This window comes from Dyadobacter fanqingshengii (genome assembly GCF_023822005.2).
Lineage (GTDB): Bacteria > Bacteroidota > Bacteroidia > Cytophagales > Spirosomataceae > Dyadobacter > Dyadobacter fanqingshengii.
The window spans coordinates 5,627,459-5,644,806 of record NZ_CP098806.1; the positions used below are offsets into that span (position 1 = coordinate 5,627,459).

The following is a 17,348-nucleotide window of genomic DNA, read 5'->3' on the forward strand; positions in this document are numbered from 1 at the left end:
ATTTGCTTAAAAGCGTTGCTAATGCTGCTTTCCGTATCTGCATTCGCCCAAACTGCCAAGAAAGCCATTCCAAAATCTTCGTCGCTTGCCCGTCCTAAGCTCATTGTAGGCATTGTGGTGGATCAGATGCGTTACGATTATTTGTATCGCTATTACGATCAATATCAGGAAGGGGGTTTTAAAAGAATGATGAATGAGGGCTTCAACTGCCAGAACAATCATTACAGTTACGCATTGACGGTTACTGCTGCGGGCCACGCATCTGCCTATACGGGTTCAGTTCCCGCTATTAATGGCATTGTAGGCAATGAATGGTTTGATCCCATCGCGAAGCAAAGCATTTATTGCGTGGAAGACAGCACGGTGAGGACGGTTGGAAGCAATAACCCGACAGTTGGTAAAATGTCCCCCAAAAATTTATTGACCAGCACCGTTTCTGATCAATTAAGGATCGCGACCAACTTTCGTAACAAAACAATTGCCGTAGCGATTAAGGATAGGGGATCTATTTTGCCCGGCGGCCACACGGCGAATGGCTCCTACTGGTTCGATTCCAAAACAGGAAACTGGGTTACGAGCACTTATTACATGGACGACCTTCCGCAATGGGTGAAAGATTATAATGCCAAAAAAATGCCTTCTGCTTATTTGCAAAAAGGCTGGCAATTGTTGCTGTCTGCGGACAATTACGGACAAAGCTCGCCGGATGATGTGGATTGGGAAGGGAAGTTGCCAGGCGCTAAAAGGCCGGTTTTTCCTTATGATCTGGCTGGTTTGGCAGGTGATGCATTTGGTGTGGTTACAGACACACCCTGGGGAAATACCATTACGAAGGAAATGGCTATCGAGGCGATTAAAGGCGAAAATCTGGGCAAAGGAAAAGATACCGATTTCCTGGCGATCAGTTTTTCATCAACGGACAAAATCGGGCATAGGGTAGGGCCGAATTCCATAGAACAGCAAGACGATTTTCTTCGTCTGGACAGGGAATTTGCAGAGCTTTTCGGCTTTTTGGATGGCTGGGTTGGCAAAGGTGAATACACCGTGTTCCTGACTGCCGATCACGGTGTTGTGGATGTTCCGGGTTTCGCAGCGGCGCATAAGCTCCCTTCGGGCCTGGTTGAACGCAAAGTGGTGACGGCAACCATTGATAAAGCATTGGACGATGCTTTTGGGAAAGAAAAATACATTTTGAGCAGGGAAAACAATCAGCTTTATTTTGATCACAGCCTTTTGTTAAAAAAGAAATTAACCGTTGCCATGGCCACCGAAGTGATCCGGGAAGCATTGCTGAAAGTGCCTGGTGTTGCAGATGTTTTGAACCTGACGGATATGGGAAAAGCGCCTATGAACACCTATCAGCTCGAATTATACAAGAACAATGTGAATGCCAAACGCAGTGGCGATGTGCAGATCCTTACCGAGCCGGGATGGTTTTACGGAACCTCTACCGGAACTTCGCACGGCACAGGTTACAATTATGACACGCAGGTCCCTTTTGTCATGTTTGGTTGGGGAATTAATAAAGGTGAGACATTGCGCAGGACTTCTGTTTCTGACATTGCGCCTACCATTTCTGCATTGCTGCACATTTTACCGGCCAGCGGGAACATTGGGAATCCGGTGGAAGAGGCTATTAAGAAGTAAATTATTCAAAAAAAAAGAGGCTGCATAGCGGAGTTAATCCTTTGCTATGAAGCCTCTTTTTGCATTTTGATATTCAGGATTCCTCAACGATCAGCAGGATGCCGTCTGCCTGTTTTATTACAACTTTACTTCCGGCCGCTATGGAGGTATGATTAACCGAATTGGCTTTCCATTCTGCGCCGCGATAGTATATTTTACCTTCGCCTTCTGCCGGAATGTCCTTGATAACCATAGCAGTCTCGCCCACAAACTCATTGTATTCCGAAGAACCTTTGCGGTCCAGCAACCTGCGTGCATGCTTGCGTAACAAGAGCATGGAAACGAGCGAAATCACGGAAAAGGCGATAATCTGACTTTCAGTGCTGGTAAGCAGGCCCATGGCTGCGAACAGCGAGGTGAACAACGCACCAATCGCAAAAAATACGAAAACAAGTAAAACACTGACCAATTCTGCGATTAGCATGATCAGTCCAACGATAAGCCATATTTGCGGCAGCGACAAATCCATACTATTTCTTCGGTTCAGATTTAACAACGGTAAGTGCGGTGGCAATCAACGAGCTGATATCAGCCAGGTTGGCCGGCAAAATCAGCGTATTCCCTGCTTTGGCCAGCTTACCAAACTGCTCCACGTAATTTTCCGCCACTTTGAGCTGAACAGCCTCATAGCCGCCGTCCATTTGAATAGCCTGCGCTACGAGCTTAATACTTTCCGCAGTTGCTTCTGCCACGGAGCGCAATGCCGCTGCTTCCCCTTCCGCCTCGTTAATCTGCCTCATACGCAAACCTTCCGACTCCAAAACGGCTTTTTGTTTTTGACCTTCGGCCACATTAATAGCCGCCTGTTTCTCTCCGTCTGACTGCAAAATCACAGCCCTTCTTTCTCTTTCTGCCTGCATTTGTTTTTCCATAGCAATCAGAACGCTCTGTGGCGGTGTGATATTCTTGATTTCATAACGCAATACTTTCACGCCCCAGCCAATGGCCGCTTCATCTATGGACTCAACCACAGCACGGTTAATGGTCATACGTTCTTCAAATGTTTTGTCAAGATCCAGCTTTCCAATTTCGCTCCGCATGGTGGTTTGTGCGAGCTGGATTACCGCAAATGTGTAGTCTGCGATCCCATAAGCGGCTTTTTTTGGATCAATAACCTGGATAAAAATGACGCCGTCCATACGCACCTGCACGTTGTCGCGGGTAATGCATATCTGTTCGGGAATGTCGATGGCAGTTTCTTTGAGTGTGTATTTGTAGGCAATACGGTCAAAAAAAGGAATAATAAAGTTGATGCCGGGTTGCAGGACGGCGTAAAATTTACCGAGCCGCTCCATAATGTAGGCGGTTTGCTGCGGGATCACTTTCACGGTCATCAGGATCGTGAAAACAACGAGTACTAATAACACTAATAGTGGGGTCATATCAAGTCAGGTTATGGTCTATTGCGAAAATAACCATAACGTGACTTCCTTCCTACTCCTTCTAGCGTCAGTGCGTCGGAAACTTGCTCGTCGGTTTAAGCTGGGGATGGATGGTTATTGATATATCAATTTTTCAATATTTCTTTTGATATTACCATTTTTTGAATTTCACTTGTGCCTTCGCCAATGGTGCAGAGTTTGCTGTCGCGGTAGAATTTTTCGGCCGGATAATCCTTTACAAAACCATATCCTCCAAAGATCTGAACCGCCTCATTAGCTACTCTGACGGCCGTTTCTGAAGAATGATATTTAGCCACAGCGCTCGGCAGCGTTACTTTTTGTCCAGCATCTTTCAATGCTGCCGCATGAAAAGTTAACAATGTTGAAGCCTGGACATCCGTGTACATATCAGCCAGCTTAAATGCGATCGCCTGGAAGTCGCAGATCGCTTTGCCGAACTGTTTCCGTTCTTTGGAATAAGCCAGAGCTGCTTCATATGCGCCTAATGCTGTTCCCACGCCCAATGCTGCAATGGAGATCCGGCCGCCGTCCAGCACTTTTAATGATTGTACAAATCCATCGCCGATATCCCCCAGCCGCTGGCTGTCCGAAACGCGGCAATCCTGGAAAATAAGCTCAACCGTTTCCGAAGCGCGCATGCCAAGTTTGTCCTCCTTTCGGCCCGAAGAAAAACCGGGCGTGCCTTGCTCAATAATGAATGCAGTTGCGCCATGTTTGTCGCCAGGCTCGCCGGTCCTGGTGATAATGACCGCCACGTCTCCTGATTTTCCGTTGGTTATGAAATTTTTGGATCCATTAATAATCCAGTCGCTTCCTTCGCGGACGGCGACTGTTTGCATATTGCCCGCGTCAGAGCCTGTATTGGGTTCCGTGAGTCCCCATGCGCCTACATGTTGCCCGGAAGCGAGCTTGGGGAGATAGGTCTGTTTTTGCTCTTCGTTCCCAAACATTAATATATGATTTGTGCAAAGCGAGTTGTGCGCAGCCATAGATAAACCCACCGAAGGATCTGTTTTCGAAAGCTCAATGATGGCAGTGACATATTCTTTATATCCTAATCCTGATCCTCCATATTCTTCCGGCACCAACATGCCCATTAGCCCCATTTCACCCAGGCTGTGAAACAACGTTTTGGGGAATTGCTGGGCCTCATCCCACTCCCTTATGTAAGGCTTTATATGTATGGCCGCGAAGTCTTTAACCGTTTCCCTGATCAGGTCACAGGTTTGTTCACGCTGGCTTTCAACTGAATCCTCTTTTATTAAGTCCATTTTTGCTGATGATTATATAGTGATATCCAATGTTAGCAAGATTTGTATTAAAATCACCATCCGTAAACGAACAAATCCTACACGAGGAGGTGAAGATTCATTTAAAAAAATTACTTTTGCATATCATGACTGTTTACCGTCTTGGTTAAATACAATATTTTAACGTTAATTAATAAGTGTCATAACAGCTATATAATAATTATCACATTTTATGAAAATTGCAGTTGTAGGAACAGGTTACGTTGGTTTGGTTACGGGAACATGCTTCGCCGAGACAGGCAACCAGGTAACATGCGTTGACATTGATGTCAGAAAAGTTGAACGTTTGCAAAAAGGAGAGATTCCGATCTACGAGCCAGGTCTCGATGTCCTTTTTGATCGCAATGTTGCAGAGGGCCGTTTGGTGTTTACAACCAATCTTGCCGAAGGAATTAAAGATGCTGAGGTTATTTTCCTTGCACTTCCGACACCTCCGGGAGAAGACGGTTCTGCTGATTTGAAATATATACTTAAAGTAGCCGACGATCTGGGACACATTCTGGATAAATACGCGGTTATCATTGATAAAAGCACTGTTCCGGTTGGAACTGCCGAAAAAGTACACGCTGCAATCGTTGCCAATGCAAAAGTGAAATTCGATGTGGTTTCTAACCCAGAATTCTTGCGTGAAGGTGTTGCCGTAGAAGATTTCATGAAGCCTGACCGCGTTGTTGTTGGAACTTCCTCTGAAAAGGCGAAGAAAGTGATGGAGAAATTGTATGCACCGTTGGTACGTCAAGGTAACCCGGTTATTTTCATGGACGAGCGTTCTGCTGAAATGACGAAATATGCAGCCAACTCATTCCTGGCCATGAAAATCACTTTCATGAACGAGATCGCAAACCTTTGCGAAAAAGTGGGGGCTAATGTGGACGATATCCGTCGCGGAATCGGAACGGACAGCCGTATCGGAAAGCGTTTCCTTTTTGCAGGAATTGGTTACGGCGGAAGCTGTTTCCCGAAAGACGTGCAGGCGCTTGCCAAAACTTCAAAAGATTACAACTACGACTTCCGCATCCTGCAATCGGTAATGGAAGTAAATGATGATCAGAAGAAAAAGCTTTTGCCGATGGTAGATAATTATTTTGGTGGAAGTCTGAAAGATAAAACAATTGCTGTTTGGGGATTGGCGTTCAAACCTTATACAGATGATATCCGCGAAGCACCGGCTTTGGAAAACATCAATGCATTGCTGGAAGCAGGAGCAAAAGTGACCGTTTATGATCCGGAAGCGATGACCAATGTTAAAAACATCCTGGGAGACAAAGTAACTTTCTGCCACACGCCGTATGCTGCTTTGGATGATGCGGATGCATTGATGATCTTCACAGAATGGCCTCAGTTCCGTACACCTGAATTTGAAAAAATGAGTAAGCTGCTTAAAAACAAAGTAGTTTTTGACGGAAGAAACCTCTATGAACTGGAAACAATGCGCGAAATGGGTTATACTTATTTCAGCATCGGAAGAGAAAAAGTAGTTCCAGCCTGAGGCAGTCGTATATCAACATTAAACCTATCTCATTTTAAATGAAACGTGTATTAATAACCGGAGCGGCGGGTTTCCTGGGCTCACACCTTTGCGAGCGCTTCCTGAAAGAGGGTATGTATGTGATCGGGATGGATAACCTGATCACCGGCGACATGCGGAATATTGAGCATCTGATGCCAAATCCAAACTTTGAGTTCAACCACCACGATGTTACGAAATTTGTACACGTGCCGGGCGAGCTGGATTACATAATGCACTTCGCTTCACCTGCAAGCCCGATTGACTATTTAAAAATCCCAATCCAAACCCTGAAAGTGGGTGCGATGGGAACCCACAACTTACTTGGACTTGCCCGGGTTAAAAAAGCACGTTTCATCATCGCTTCAACATCCGAAGTGTACGGCGATCCATTGGTCCACCCGCAGACGGAAGATTACTGGGGCCACGTAAACCCGATCGGGCCGCGTGGTTGCTATGATGAAGCCAAACGTTATCAGGAAGCGATCACGATGGCTTACCATCGTTACCATGAGCTGGAAACACGCATTGTCAGGATCTTTAACACTTACGGACCAAGAATGCGCCTCAATGACGGACGCGTATTGCCGGCATTCATCGGCCAGGCGCTAAGAGGGGAGGACATTACCGTTTTCGGTGACGGAACGCAGACCCGCGCATTCTGTTACGTGGATGATCTGGTTGAAGGAATTTATCGTCTGTTAATGAGCGATTATTCTTTGCCTGTTAACATTGGTAACCCATCCGAGATCACGATTGGCGAATTCGCTGAGGAAATTATCAAACTGACCGGAACGGATCAGAAAGTAATTTATCAACCGCTTCCACAAGACGATCCAAAACAGCGTCAGCCCGACATTACATTAGCAAAAGAAATTCTCGGCTGGGAGCCAAAGGTTTCCCGCGACGAAGGATTACGCATTACATATGATTATTTCCGCAGCTTGCCGAAAGAAAGGCTTTACGAAGAATCAAACCACAGAGGCTTTGAAAGTTTCAGTGCTTCGAAATAGATATTTTTGAAATGTCAGTAAACAAAAAATCCCGCTCAGGCGGGATTTTTTGTTGGTAAGCCAATAATATAAAAATCACTAAACCTCCATAATCTCTTTTTCCTTCGCATTGAAGATCTGCTCTACTTTGGAAATAAATCCGTCTGTCAGTTTTTGAACGCGGTCTTCACTAAGTTTGATCAAATCCTCCGCAGCGCCTTCCTTCGTTAGTTTACGCAAAGAATTATTAGCATCCTGGCGAATGTTGCGAATGTTGATCTTTGCCGTTTCGATCTCGTTTTTCGCGCGTTTTACCAGTTCTCTTCTGCGTTCCTCATTCAGTGGCGGAACCGAGATACGGATCATCTCACCATCATTGGAAGGCGCAAAACCCAGGTTACCATTACGGATCGCCTTTTCAATCTCATTAATGATCTTTTTCTCAAACGGTCTGATCGCGATCGTCCTTGCATCGGGCGTGTTGATCGTAGCCACATTTTGCAATGGCGTCATTGAACCGTAATATTCTATTTGCAGGCCTTCCAGCATTTGAGGAGTGGCTTTTCCGGCGCGTATTTTACCCAATTCAATGATAAGGTGCTTAATGGCGCCTTCCATGGTGTCCTTGGCGTCATCCAGATATAATTCTATTTCTTCCATTATTTTGTAGTAAGATATTATATTACTGCTAGTTAGATATCAAAGTGCCCACATTTTCACCCATAACCAGATCATAAAGGTTACCTGGCTTATTCATGTCGAAAACGATAATTGGGACATTATTTTCTTTGCAAAGCGTGAAAGCTGTCAAATCCATGATTTTCAGATTTTTAGACAAAGCTTCGTCGAATGTCAGTTGGGTGTATTTTGTAGCCAGCGGATCTTTTTCCGGATCGGCTGTGTAAACGCCGTCTACACGTGTGCCTTTCAAAACCACTTCCGATTCCGATTCAATGGCACGAAGCCCGGCTGTTGTATCCGTAGTAAAATAAGGGTTTCCGGTTCCTGCACCGAAAATGACTACACGTCCCTTTTCCAAATGGCGGATTGCGCGGCGGCGGATTAGCGGTTCGCAAACCTGCTCCATCTTGATGGCCGACATCAAACGCGTGTTCACGCCATGTTTTTCCAGGGAACTTTGAATGGCCATACCATTAATCACCGTTGCCAGCATGCCCATATGGTCGCCCTGCACTCTGTCGATGCCCGATTTCTCGACTGATGCGCCCCGAAAAATATTTCCACCTCCGATAACGATTGCAATCTGAACGCCTACTTCGGCAATTCTTTTAATTTCCCTGGCGTAATTATCAAGAATGTTAAAGTCAATAACCTGGCCTTTGTCTCCGCCATTAAGTGCTTCTCCGCTCAGTTTCAGTAATAAACGTTTATATTTTGGTTCGGGCATGATTGTGATGTAGGTGTTTTCGACCGTAAAAATAAGCTTAGGAAGGTAAGATTACCAAGTATTTATTGAAACTCGAGCAACACCTGGTTTTTTTCAACGATTTCACCAGCCGCCACTTTCAATGTTTTAACCACCCCATTTCCGGATGATTTGATTGTGTTTTCCATTTTCATGGCCACAAGCACAAGCAAAGTATCGCCTTTATTGATTGTATCGCCCTCAGCAACCGCAACGGATTGAATGAGCCCGGGCATGGGTGCTTTTACATTATTGATCTTCGTGCTGGCGCTGTTTTGCAATCCCATTCCTTCCAATAGCAAGTCGAGCTCGTCTTTTGCTTTGGTATGAAAATGCTGACCATTGATCAAAAGATGAAATGTCTTCTCAGCAACATTGTGATCGAGCACTTCAATATTATAGGATTTGTTTTGCCAAATGGCGTGGAAATGGTTCGTACCAACGGGTACGATGTCCCCTTCGAACAATTGCCCGCCTATGGACAAGCTATTCTTCTCATTATTAATCTCAAAAACATTCCCAGCTGACGGGTCGTCATCATTTTCAGTTGCCGGGGAATCGGATACAGCGATTTTTAGCATAATGCTTCGCTGTATTCGTGGACAACTTCCTGTAAAATCCCGTCGAGCTCTTCATAGGTCATGCCTTCCACAAGCCGCATACGGAATGGTTTGAAATGATCGAGTCCTTTGAAATAATTGGTATAATGTCTGCGCATTTCAAAAACACCCGCAACCGGACCCTTCCAGCGGATCGAGAATTCGAGGTGTTTGCGGCAAACGGCCACGCGCTGTTCCATGGTAGGCGCCGCCAGCTTTTCACCCGTTTTCATATAATGTTTGATCTCATTAAAGATCCAGGGATTTCCTATGGTTGCGCGGCCGATCATAATGCCATCCACACCAAACCTGTTTTTGTATTCCAATGCTTTTTCCGGCGTATCCACATCGCCATTTCCAAAAATAGGAATGGTTATGCGCGGATTATCCTTGATCATGGCGATCAGTGTCCAGTCGGCCGAGCCTTTGTACATTTGCACGCGCGTGCGGCCATGTACAGACAATGCCTGAATGCCGATATCCTGCAACCGTTCCGCCACTTCCTGCACATTCTTAGTGTTTTCGTCCCAGCCCAAACGCGTTTTTACGGTTACAGGCAAATGTGTCGATCTAACAACCGCATCTGTCATTTTCACCATTTTAGGGACATCCTGTAACAACGCAGCCCCTGCCCCGCGGCAAGCCACGTTTTTTACCGGGCATCCGTAGTTGATGTCAATCAGATCCGGATTTACGCGGGAAGCAATCTCAGCGCAGGAACCCATGGTGTCTATATCACTGCCAAAAAGCTGAATCCCAACCGGCCTTTCGTATTCAAATATGTCAAGCTTTTGCACGCTTTTCGCTGCGTCGCGGATCAATCCTTCTGACGACACAAATTCTGTGTACATCAGATCCGCCCCGTTTTCCTTGCAAACCGCCCTGAAAGGAGGATCACTCACGTCCTCCATGGGTGCGAGCAGCAGTGGAAAATCACCTAACGCTATGTTTCCGATTTTTACCATTTCAAAAGGGAAGACCCCTAAGCCTTATTTTTAAATTCATAATTAACTGTAAATTTACATCAATTATGCAAAATAGTAACTCTATTCAGTTAGTTTCCCGTGTACCCGGCACAGGAGGCAGTTTGTTGGTCCTCATCGGCTTTGTGCTCATTGGTATGGCAGTGGGCAATATTCTGGCGGTAATGGTGCTTGCGCTTTATTTGCAGGTAGATACAAATAGCATTACCACCGTTTTGAACCAATTACTGAGCGATCCCGGCGGCGTGAAAAATGGCTGGTATGCTTTAATGATGCTTCAAGGCACGGTTCATTTCTTTTCCTATCTGCTTCCCTCGCTTATATTCTGGATTTATATAGATCGCAAAACCATTGCAGAATTCGATTTCAGGCCCAAACCGGCGTTTCGGATATGGTTACTTGCTTTTTTGCTTGTGTTGGCTTTTATTCCTGTTAACAGCAAGTTCATCGAATGGAATGCAGCCATGAAACTGCCCGACGCATTGTCTGGCCTGGAATTGTGGATGAAGGAAAAAGAGAATCAATTGTCGGTCATGACGGCTTTTATGACCGAATATACACAGTTCAGCCAGCTCCTGGTCGCATTGTTTATTGTCGTTTTATTGCCCGCGTTGGGAGAAGAAGTGCTTTTTCGCGGCGTTATTCAGACTAAGCTGATTAAGTTGTGGGGAAATCCTCACGCAGGGATTTGGGTCGCCGCCGCTATATTTAGTGCCATACATTTCCAGTTTTACGGATTTTTGCCCCGGATGATGTTGGGGGCAGTGTTTGGTTACTTATATTACTGGACCGGAAACATTTGGATTGCTATACTCGCACATTTTGTCAATAATGGCTTCGTGCTGGTGATGATGTATCTCAATAATATTGGTGTTATCAACATTAATATTGAAGAGACGAAGTCAATGCCGCTGATGCTGATCTTATCTTCATTGCTGGTTTCTGCTGGCATACTGTTTTCTATCAGGAAAGCGAGTGCGATGCAGAATGAAGCGGTTGTCGTGGATAAGGAATTTTAAATCAATCTTTTAACAAATAATATGGCTGAGAATTGGGTAAAGGCTTTTCAGAGCGCACAAATGATGCGTGCAGAAATTGCCCGTGAAATTTTAGAGCAGAACGGAATTGCGGCCGTCATTGTAGACAAAAAGGATAGCAGTTATCCGGTATTCGGAATGTATGAAGTGCATGTGCCGACGAGTGATATCTCGCAGGCTCAAACAATAATAACGAATGAGGGAGCGCTTAACGAGTCTGAATAATTTACAGCAAAGGACCATCACCGCGCTGGCGGGTGTATTTGTGATCATAAGTTGCATTCTTTACAATGAATTGACCTTTCTGCTTCTTTTTTGCACCATCAGCTCGCTTACCCAACTGGAATTTTACAAGCTCCTGGGCCTTGATGGAAATCAGCCGCTGACATATTATGGAACGTTCTGTGGCACAGTCATGATATTACTTGCGTATCTGATAGAGCAAGACATTGTGCCGTTTGAAAATTACTTCATAATCAGCCCGCTGCTATCCATGATATTCTTTATTAAGCTCTATAAAAAGAATGATCTGAAACCTTTTACGAACATTGGTTTCACATTTCTGGGCATTATTTATGTGGCGCTGCCCTTTGCGCTCATCATTGTGATGGCCATGCGCGGGGGAAATTATAACTATGAAATTGTTTTAGGAAGCTTGCTATTGCTTTGGGCTTCTGACATCGGCGGTTATTTTGCAGGGACAAATTTTGGTAAAAGAAAGCTCTTTGAGCGTATTTCCCCCAAGAAATCATGGGAAGGAGCAGTGGGAAGTGCGGTCTTTGCGGCTTTTATCGCGTTTGCGCTCGGTTATTATTTCCGTACCTTCGAACCCTGGAAATGGTATTGTATCGGAGCCATTATCGTGGTTGTAGGCACTTACGGCGATCTTGTAGAGTCGCTTTTCAAGCGGAGCATTGCCATTAAGGACTCGGGAAGTAGTATTCCCGGTCACGGAGGCTTTTTAGATCGGTTTGATGGTCTGCTTCTTTCTGCTCCGTTTATCGTCACTTTTTTGAAGCTCTTTTCCTGAGCAGCAGGCATTAGTCTCAACACAAGGCAATCCCTTCAAGAGTATGTCGTTTTTAAATTAGGGACAGATTTTTAGCGATGATTACAAATGCATTTGGTTTAACATTGATTTTGGAATAACAATCTGGAAATGAAACGGAGTCTTTTTATATTTTTATTGATACTTGCAGGTGTAACTGGATTCCGGGATTCGTATGCGCAGGGTGAACAGAGTGCGATTGTATTTTCAGGAATGGTTGTAGGTGGTAAAACCACTGAGATTCTGCCTGGTGCTACCATTTTTATTGTAAATGCGGGAAGAGGGACATTGTCTAGAAGTGACGGTTCTTTTACGATCAAGGTTTTTCCGGGCGATAGCATTGTTTTTGGTTATGTGGGTTTCAAAAAGCAATATCACGTTATTCCAAGAAGCTATAATTCAGACATTTACTCCGCGATCGTAGCATTACGGGAAGATGTTGTAACGCTTTCCGGTGTAACCATTTACCCGTACTCAACAGAAGAAGAATTCAAAAAAGCATTCCTGGAATTGAAGCTGCCCGATCAGGCGGACCGCGACGCTTTGGCAAGAAGCACAGATCCTGACTATATCAACAGAATGGCCGCGCAAGTCCCTAATAATGCGCAAACCAATTATCGCTATTCCATGGATCAGCTGCTTTTCGGGCGTGAATCATCGGCCAATAAAGGCTTTGCGACGACATTCCCCTTCCTGAACCCATTTGCCTGGGCCAACTTTATCAAATCCGTCAAGAAAGGTGATTTGAAACAAAAAGACTGGCGTAAAGAGCTGAATGCGGCCCCGCGTGAGAACATTACCAAGCAGGATTTTATTCCTCCTATGCCTGAGAACGACATCAAGAAAAACGGCAGTAACTAAACTGTTTCCGGGTCAAATTTCTTTAAAACCACATTACTGCCATCAAAAGTGGCGAAATGCTGTTGCGTAACCCATTCTCCAAGATTAATGTAGCGCGACCGTGCATTGACCTGCATGTCCAGCACCAGATGCCGGTGTCCAAAAATGTAAAAATCGTGGTGCTGCGTTTGCTCCACTTCGCGGCAATATTGGAATAGCCATTCGTGATCCGCACCCATAAAGCGCTCCTCACCTTTATTAATATTGGCAATCCGGCTCCTTTTCGACCATTCCATCGCAATCCACATGCCTACATCGGGATGAACGATCCGGAAAATCATCTGGAAAAAACTGTTTTCAAAAACCTGTTTCAGAAACTTGTAAGTGCTGTCGCCCGGCCCCAGTCCATCACCGTGGCCAACTAATATGGTTTTTGAAACGCCTTTTGTATCGAATGTAAACGAGACCGGATTCCGGTAAATAACCGCCCCAACTTCCTCCGTCAGGTAACCCGACATCCACATATCATGGTTTCCGGTGAAAATGATCAGCTCAATTCCTTTGTCTGAAAGCTCCGCCAGCTTGCCTAGTAACCGTACAAAACCTTTGGGGACTGCCTTTTTGTATTCAAACCAAAAATCAAAAATATCGCCTACCAAAAATATCACCTGCGCATCGTGCTGGATGGATTCCAGCCAGCTTACAACACGTTTTTCTCGCTCACGGCTTTGTATCTGGGAAGGGACGCCAAGATGATAATCAGATGAAAAATAGGCGCGGCGGCCGTGTTGCAAGTGAATCGTCTTTTTCTCAAAATGAAAGTTCATGCGGAAGTTTAAATGCGCTGCAATTTACAATCTTCCTTTTAATTGACACCGCAATTAAGCCTTCGGATTGGTTTGGCGCCGCTAACTCAAATAGTTTCATACCCGATAACTAAATGATTATATTTAATATAATGTTCATCCAACTAAAAATCAGCACATTATGAAAGGATTATATGTAATGTTGGTCGCGGCGGTTGTTATGGCTTTTTGTTCTGTGACAGCATTAGCGCAAATACGGATCAATGAGCCCGGGCGGGTTGTTGAAAGGCAGGCCGAGAACAGGGCTAACAGAAAAATTGATCAGGCGGTAGACAAGGGTTTTGATTCGGTGGAAGAGGGGATCGGTAATCTCTTTAAAAAGAAAGATAAAAAAGCGAAGGAGGTAGAAAGTGCCAATCCGGATTCGAATGGTGATAAAAAGCCGGAAAGTAATGCTTCTTCCAATGCTGGTAATGAGGCAAATATTGAGAATGGGACGCCAGTCAAAGCCGGAAAGCCCAGTTTGAAGTCTTATAGTAAGTTTGATTTCATCCCTGGGGAAAAGGTCGTGGCGGTGGAAGATTTCGCGCAGGATGCCGTTGGAGATTTCCCGGCCAAATGGAACACCAATTCATCCGGCGAGGTGGTCACCATTGAAGGAACCGAGGGGAAATGGCTGATGCTAGGCCCGGAAGGCGTTTTTTATCCGGAATTTGTAAATAAACTTCCCGAAAATTTCACGCTGGAATTCAATCTGGCCACAACATCCGAATTCAGTTTTTATTCGGGTTATTTAAGGACGATTATTGCCGAAGTGGCCAGCCCGGCCAAGGATTTTACAAACTGGAAAGGGTTTGATGGCGGCAAAAAAAACGGAATCGAGCTGGGGCTGCATCCGCATGACGCAGGCGGCACTCAGGGAATTGCAATGTTTAACGTCTTTGGCGACGAGAATGCTGCTTCGATCATGAAAAATGAAAAGAGCTTTCCGGCTTTCCACGTGCCCGAGCATAATGTTGTAAAAGTGTCTGTTTGGCGGCAAAAGGGCCGGATGCGGCTTTATGTGGATGATTATAAGGTGTGGGATCTGCCCCGCGCATTCAATCCCGAGAAAAATTACAACTTCATAGCATTCTCCAACCAGGGTTACCACGAAGAAGCCAACCGTTACTTTATCTCCAATCTCAGGATTGCAGTCGGTGCGCCGGATACGAGAAGCAAACTCATCACAGAAGGTAAATTTTCCACGACAGGCATTTTGTTCGATGTGAATTCTGCCAATATCAAACCTGAATCTTACGGCGTGTTAAAAGACATCGCCAATGTGCTGACCGAAAATGGCACGGTGAAGGTCAAAATCATCGGTCATACCGATAGTGATGGTGACGACGGGAGCAACCTGGCATTATCCAAGAAGCGATCTGAGGCTGTGAAAGAAGCATTATCCAAAGATTTTGCCATCGATAAGACACGATTGGAAACGGACGGAAAAGGGGAAAGCGAGCCTGCTACACCCAACACAACCTCCGAAGGAAAGGCCAATAATCGTCGGGTGGAATTTGTGAAAATGTAGTCGGGGCGTGGTTTTTTAGCAGTCTCTTTCTAGATTGCGCACCGTTTACAACCCATAGTAATGAAAAGATATTTTGCTTCCCTAATGATCCTTTGCGCACTTGCTTACAGTGCGCCCATTTTTGCTCAGGCCCCCAAAAAGATCCCGGCCGACAAACAACGTGCTGCCCAATGGCAACCCGCCAAAGGTCAGTACTATTTCAGCCATTCGCTGGTTTATGATTATGAGAATAAAGCGGATCAAACCAAAGGAACAATCACCATTTACATTGATCCGGTGAGTGGCGGAATGTGTTTCAAGAAAGAAAGCAGCTTCGGAGTCGGCGGTAAAGATTTCGATTTCGTGATAGGCTTCCCGGATGGAAAATACATTTTTTGCGGCGCAGATGATAATGGTAAAAAGATCAAAATCAATGAAGCAGTGGGCGCATTGAAGCCCGGACCGGATACAAAGGCACAAGCGAGAGAAGATTTCTCGACTTACTGGGCAGCAACAGGAAACAAAAGGGATGATTTTGGTTTTGAAAGTCTCGAATATAACGTGAGTTTTGCCACTTCCGAGAATAAGGATACAGTTTGGATTGCCAAAACACCGTTTAATGTTTATCCGATATATGGGCTGGAATTCGTAGAAAGCGCAGTTGCTCTGCCCATTTCTTTGGATTATATGCACCTTTTGGAGCCTAATCAGCTGGTGGCCGAAATCAATTCTAAAGACATTGTTTTGAAATTGAAAAGCTTCGGCCGTGATCCGCAAACTGTTACAACAAAAGGATACACCGAATTTAAAACAGAATAAAAAAACATTTGCCGTCCCTATAAAGAGACGGCAAATGTTTTTTTTATTCTGAAATTGCTTCTGCTTCTGCTTGTTCTGCTTTTACTTCTGATAACGGGCGCATATTAGCGGGAATTTCCTGCTCATCCTCTTCCGAAGTGTATGGGAAAACGTCCAGAATCGGGGTTAATACAATATCCGTAGTTTCGTAAGGGATCAGGAAATTGCGCATGCTTTCGTTGATCCTATCGAGCGCTTGCTGGATGCCATCCGCGTTCACAAGCATATAATTCACGATTTTCTTCTCCTTACCGCTTTTCTCATCCACTGAAAAGTAGATCACTTTTGCTTTAAACCACTGTTCGCCTTCCTCAAATGCGAACAAATCCGCAAGCCGCATACGCGAAATGCTCATCACGCTGAACTCGCTGGCGCCAGTTACAATTTGCTTGTAAAGCCTGGCCTCAGACTCTGTATATGAAACGGCGTCTACCAGATAAACCTCATTGATTGTTTTAAGACTCCCTGCCTCATCCTCTTTTTGATACCGAATTTTCCCTAAATACCAGCTCGCCATATTTGTAGTTTTGTTTTTCTTAAAAGTAGGCAAATGTAAACGCTTGGGTGAAGGCGTGCAAAAAATATAGTCACAAACTAATAATCGTTGTGCGGTGCATGCGTTGTGATACCTACTGTTTAACTTGCGAAAAATATTTTGATAATGAAAAAGAACATTTGGGTCCTTGTACTCATGATTGTAGCCGGTGTGGCTTCAAGTTGCGGAGTGGGCCGCCAGGTTGCCGATGCCAAAACTTTTGGAGATTGTAAATACGACATTGCGTCCGTGGATAGCGTTTATCTGGCCGGAATTGACATCAGGGAATTCCGTAACATCCGCAGTTTCAGCGATTTTGATCTGGCCAAATATCCGGGATTGGCAATGGGGCTTTTGCGTAAAAATGTGCCTTTGGATATAAGGGTTAACATTGATATTACAAATCCAACCAAAAATCGCGCAGCGATTAACCAGTTGGAATACAAAGTGTTGCTTACCAATAATGAGATTTTCAATGGTTTCCTTAGCCAGCTGATCGAAGTTATGCCGGGAACAAGTCCGACAAGAGTTCCGGTGCGGTTGAATACCAATGCTTACCAGTTGCTATCCAACGACAAAACGCGTGACGAGTTCGTCAATATGATTCTCGCGTTGACGGGTAAGGCCGATGCAAAGCCTACGAAATTCCAGGTGAAGATCCGGCCAACGCTTGATGTGGCCGGGAAACAAGTTAACTATCCAGGATACATTACATTTGAAAAAGAAATCACCAGCAAAATGCTGGCACGCTAAGATCTAAATCACA

The 17,348-nt window shown here is 45.0% G+C and carries 19 protein-coding genes; 10 read left to right on the plus strand and 9 right to left on the minus strand.

What is annotated here, in order from left to right; all coding sequences use genetic code 11:
• Window positions 1-21 precede the first annotated feature (21 nt).
• Window positions 22-1,647 carry an alkaline phosphatase PafA gene (gene pafA, locus NFI81_RS23530; protein ID WP_234615928.1) on the plus strand — a complete coding sequence of 542 codons (1,626 nt, stop codon included), beginning with the start codon at window positions 22-24 and terminating at the stop codon, window positions 1,645-1,647.
• A gap of 73 nt (window positions 1,648-1,720) precedes the next feature.
• Here pafA and NFI81_RS23535 read toward each other — a convergent pair whose 3' ends face one another.
• The 3 genes from NFI81_RS23535 to NFI81_RS23545 all read right to left on the minus strand — a co-directional run bounded on the left by NFI81_RS23535 (window position 1,721) and on the right by NFI81_RS23545 (window position 4,360).
• Window positions 1,721-2,155, minus strand: coding sequence for an NfeD family protein (locus NFI81_RS23535; protein ID WP_234615929.1), 435 nt, complete (start codon window positions 2,153-2,155; stop codon window positions 1,721-1,723).
• Window position 2,156: 1 nt separating this feature from the next.
• The gene (locus tag NFI81_RS23540; RefSeq protein WP_234615930.1) at window positions 2,157-3,068 is read right to left on the minus strand and encodes an SPFH domain-containing protein; all 912 of its coding nucleotides are present in this window, start codon (window positions 3,066-3,068) and stop codon (window positions 2,157-2,159) included.
• Between the two features lie 125 nt (window positions 3,069-3,193).
• Entirely contained in the window at window positions 3,194-4,360 is a 1,167-nt protein-coding gene (locus NFI81_RS23545; protein WP_234615931.1) for an acyl-CoA dehydrogenase family protein, read from the minus strand.
• 211 nt (window positions 4,361-4,571) lie between these two features.
• Here NFI81_RS23545 and NFI81_RS23550 point away from each other — a divergent pair, with 211 nt between their 5' ends.
• The gene (locus NFI81_RS23550; protein WP_234615932.1) at window positions 4,572-5,888 is read left to right on the plus strand and encodes a UDP-glucose dehydrogenase family protein; all 1,317 of its coding nucleotides are present in this window, start codon (window positions 4,572-4,574) and stop codon (window positions 5,886-5,888) included.
• Between the two features lie 38 nt (window positions 5,889-5,926).
• Entirely contained in the window at window positions 5,927-6,919 is a 993-nt protein-coding gene (locus tag NFI81_RS23555; RefSeq protein WP_234615933.1) for a UDP-glucuronic acid decarboxylase family protein, read from the plus strand.
• A gap of 78 nt (window positions 6,920-6,997) precedes the next feature.
• Here NFI81_RS23555 and frr read toward each other — a convergent pair whose 3' ends face one another.
• From frr to dusB, 4 genes are all read right to left on the minus strand, one after another.
• Window positions 6,998-7,558, minus strand: a complete 561-nt coding sequence (gene frr / locus NFI81_RS23560; protein WP_234615934.1) for a ribosome recycling factor — start codon at window positions 7,556-7,558, stop codon at window positions 6,998-7,000.
• A gap of 28 nt (window positions 7,559-7,586) precedes the next feature.
• On the minus strand, window positions 7,587-8,306 hold the full coding sequence (gene pyrH, locus NFI81_RS23565) for a UMP kinase (RefSeq protein WP_234615935.1): 720 nt from the start codon (window positions 8,304-8,306) through the stop codon (window positions 7,587-7,589).
• Window positions 8,307-8,368: 62 nt separating this feature from the next.
• Window positions 8,369-8,905, minus strand: a complete 537-nt coding sequence (locus NFI81_RS23570; protein ID WP_234615936.1) for an acyl-CoA carboxylase biotin carboxyl carrier protein subunit — start codon at window positions 8,903-8,905, stop codon at window positions 8,369-8,371.
• Window positions 8,899-9,888, minus strand: a complete 990-nt coding sequence (gene dusB / locus NFI81_RS23575) for a tRNA dihydrouridine synthase DusB (RefSeq protein WP_234615937.1) — start codon at window positions 9,886-9,888, stop codon at window positions 8,899-8,901. The genes NFI81_RS23570 and dusB overlap by 7 nt, the downstream gene beginning before the upstream one ends.
• 65 nt (window positions 9,889-9,953) lie before the next feature.
• Between dusB and NFI81_RS23580 the strand changes: the two genes are divergently transcribed.
• The 4 genes from NFI81_RS23580 (at window position 9,954) to NFI81_RS23595 (ending at window position 12,852) form a co-directional block, all read left to right on the plus strand.
• Window positions 9,954-10,925, plus strand: a complete 972-nt coding sequence (locus tag NFI81_RS23580) for a CPBP family intramembrane glutamic endopeptidase (RefSeq protein WP_234615938.1) — start codon at window positions 9,954-9,956, stop codon at window positions 10,923-10,925.
• Between the two features lie 21 nt (window positions 10,926-10,946).
• Window positions 10,947-11,168: a putative signal transducing protein gene (locus NFI81_RS23585; RefSeq protein WP_234615939.1), complete on the plus strand. Its 222-nt coding sequence runs from the start codon at window positions 10,947-10,949 to the stop codon at window positions 11,166-11,168.
• The gene (locus NFI81_RS23590) at window positions 11,140-11,973 is read left to right on the plus strand and encodes a phosphatidate cytidylyltransferase (RefSeq protein ID WP_234615940.1); all 834 of its coding nucleotides are present in this window, start codon (window positions 11,140-11,142) and stop codon (window positions 11,971-11,973) included. Before NFI81_RS23585 ends, NFI81_RS23590 begins: the two co-directional genes overlap by 29 nt.
• Window positions 11,974-12,102: 129 nt before the next feature.
• Complete coding sequence (locus tag NFI81_RS23595; RefSeq protein WP_234615941.1) at window positions 12,103-12,852, plus strand: carboxypeptidase-like regulatory domain-containing protein; 750 nt, start codon at window positions 12,103-12,105, stop codon at window positions 12,850-12,852.
• On the opposite strand, the gene NFI81_RS23600 is transcribed toward NFI81_RS23595, so the two are convergent.
• Window positions 12,849-13,658 carry a UDP-2,3-diacylglucosamine diphosphatase gene (locus NFI81_RS23600; RefSeq protein WP_234615942.1) on the minus strand — a complete coding sequence of 270 codons (810 nt, stop codon included), beginning with the start codon at window positions 13,656-13,658 and terminating at the stop codon, window positions 12,849-12,851. The two genes, NFI81_RS23595 and NFI81_RS23600, sit on opposite strands and share 4 nt — an antisense overlap.
• Before the next feature lie 160 nt (window positions 13,659-13,818).
• Here NFI81_RS23600 and NFI81_RS23605 point away from each other — a divergent pair, with 160 nt between their 5' ends.
• Window positions 13,819-15,210 carry an OmpA family protein gene (locus tag NFI81_RS23605; protein ID WP_234615943.1) on the plus strand — a complete coding sequence of 464 codons (1,392 nt, stop codon included), beginning with the start codon at window positions 13,819-13,821 and terminating at the stop codon, window positions 15,208-15,210.
• Between the two features lie 60 nt (window positions 15,211-15,270).
• On the plus strand, window positions 15,271-16,008 hold the full coding sequence (locus NFI81_RS23610; RefSeq protein ID WP_234615944.1) for a hypothetical protein: 738 nt from the start codon (window positions 15,271-15,273) through the stop codon (window positions 16,006-16,008).
• A 43-nt stretch (window positions 16,009-16,051) separates the two neighbouring features.
• Here the strand turns inward: NFI81_RS23610 and NFI81_RS23615 are convergent, their stop codons facing one another.
• Entirely contained in the window at window positions 16,052-16,564 is a 513-nt protein-coding gene (locus NFI81_RS23615; protein WP_234615945.1) for a DUF4494 domain-containing protein, read from the minus strand.
• Window positions 16,565-16,708: 144 nt separating this feature from the next.
• Between NFI81_RS23615 and NFI81_RS23620 the strand changes: the two genes are divergently transcribed.
• Window positions 16,709-17,335, plus strand: a complete 627-nt coding sequence (locus NFI81_RS23620; RefSeq protein WP_234615946.1) for a hypothetical protein — start codon at window positions 16,709-16,711, stop codon at window positions 17,333-17,335.
• The last annotated feature ends 13 nt before the right edge of the window (window positions 17,336-17,348 follow it).

Excerpts from the sequence above, each read along its gene's own strand:
- pafA (WP_234615928.1), top strand. The coding sequence starts at position 22 with ATGCTGCTTTCCGTATCTGCATTCGCCCAAACTGCCAAGAAAGCCATT.
- NFI81_RS23535 (WP_234615929.1), bottom strand. The coding sequence starts at position 2,155 with ATGGATTTGTCGCTGCCGCAAATATGGCTTATCGTTGGACTGATCATG.
- NFI81_RS23540 (WP_234615930.1), bottom strand. The coding sequence starts at position 3,068 with ATGACCCCACTATTAGTGTTATTAGTACTCGTTGTTTTCACGATCCTG.
- NFI81_RS23545 (WP_234615931.1), bottom strand. The coding sequence starts at position 4,360 with ATGGACTTAATAAAAGAGGATTCAGTTGAAAGCCAGCGTGAACAAACC.
- NFI81_RS23550 (WP_234615932.1), top strand. The coding sequence starts at position 4,572 with ATGAAAATTGCAGTTGTAGGAACAGGTTACGTTGGTTTGGTTACGGGA.
- NFI81_RS23555 (WP_234615933.1), top strand. The coding sequence starts at position 5,927 with ATGAAACGTGTATTAATAACCGGAGCGGCGGGTTTCCTGGGCTCACAC.
- frr (WP_234615934.1), bottom strand. The coding sequence starts at position 7,558 with ATGGAAGAAATAGAATTATATCTGGATGACGCCAAGGACACCATGGAA.
- pyrH (WP_234615935.1), bottom strand. The coding sequence starts at position 8,306 with ATGCCCGAACCAAAATATAAACGTTTATTACTGAAACTGAGCGGAGAA.
- NFI81_RS23570 (WP_234615936.1), bottom strand. The coding sequence starts at position 8,905 with ATGCTAAAAATCGCTGTATCCGATTCCCCGGCAACTGAAAATGATGAC.
- dusB (WP_234615937.1), bottom strand. The coding sequence starts at position 9,888 with ATGGTAAAAATCGGAAACATAGCGTTAGGTGATTTTCCACTGCTGCTC.
- NFI81_RS23580 (WP_234615938.1), top strand. The coding sequence starts at position 9,954 with ATGCAAAATAGTAACTCTATTCAGTTAGTTTCCCGTGTACCCGGCACA.
- NFI81_RS23585 (WP_234615939.1), top strand. The coding sequence starts at position 10,947 with ATGGCTGAGAATTGGGTAAAGGCTTTTCAGAGCGCACAAATGATGCGT.
- NFI81_RS23590 (WP_234615940.1), top strand. The coding sequence starts at position 11,140 with ATGAGGGAGCGCTTAACGAGTCTGAATAATTTACAGCAAAGGACCATC.
- NFI81_RS23595 (WP_234615941.1), top strand. The coding sequence starts at position 12,103 with ATGAAACGGAGTCTTTTTATATTTTTATTGATACTTGCAGGTGTAACT.
- NFI81_RS23600 (WP_234615942.1), bottom strand. The coding sequence starts at position 13,658 with ATGAACTTTCATTTTGAGAAAAAGACGATTCACTTGCAACACGGCCGC.
- NFI81_RS23605 (WP_234615943.1), top strand. The coding sequence starts at position 13,819 with ATGAAAGGATTATATGTAATGTTGGTCGCGGCGGTTGTTATGGCTTTT.
- NFI81_RS23610 (WP_234615944.1), top strand. The coding sequence starts at position 15,271 with ATGAAAAGATATTTTGCTTCCCTAATGATCCTTTGCGCACTTGCTTAC.
- NFI81_RS23615 (WP_234615945.1), bottom strand. The coding sequence starts at position 16,564 with ATGGCGAGCTGGTATTTAGGGAAAATTCGGTATCAAAAAGAGGATGAG.
- NFI81_RS23620 (WP_234615946.1), top strand. The coding sequence starts at position 16,709 with ATGAAAAAGAACATTTGGGTCCTTGTACTCATGATTGTAGCCGGTGTG.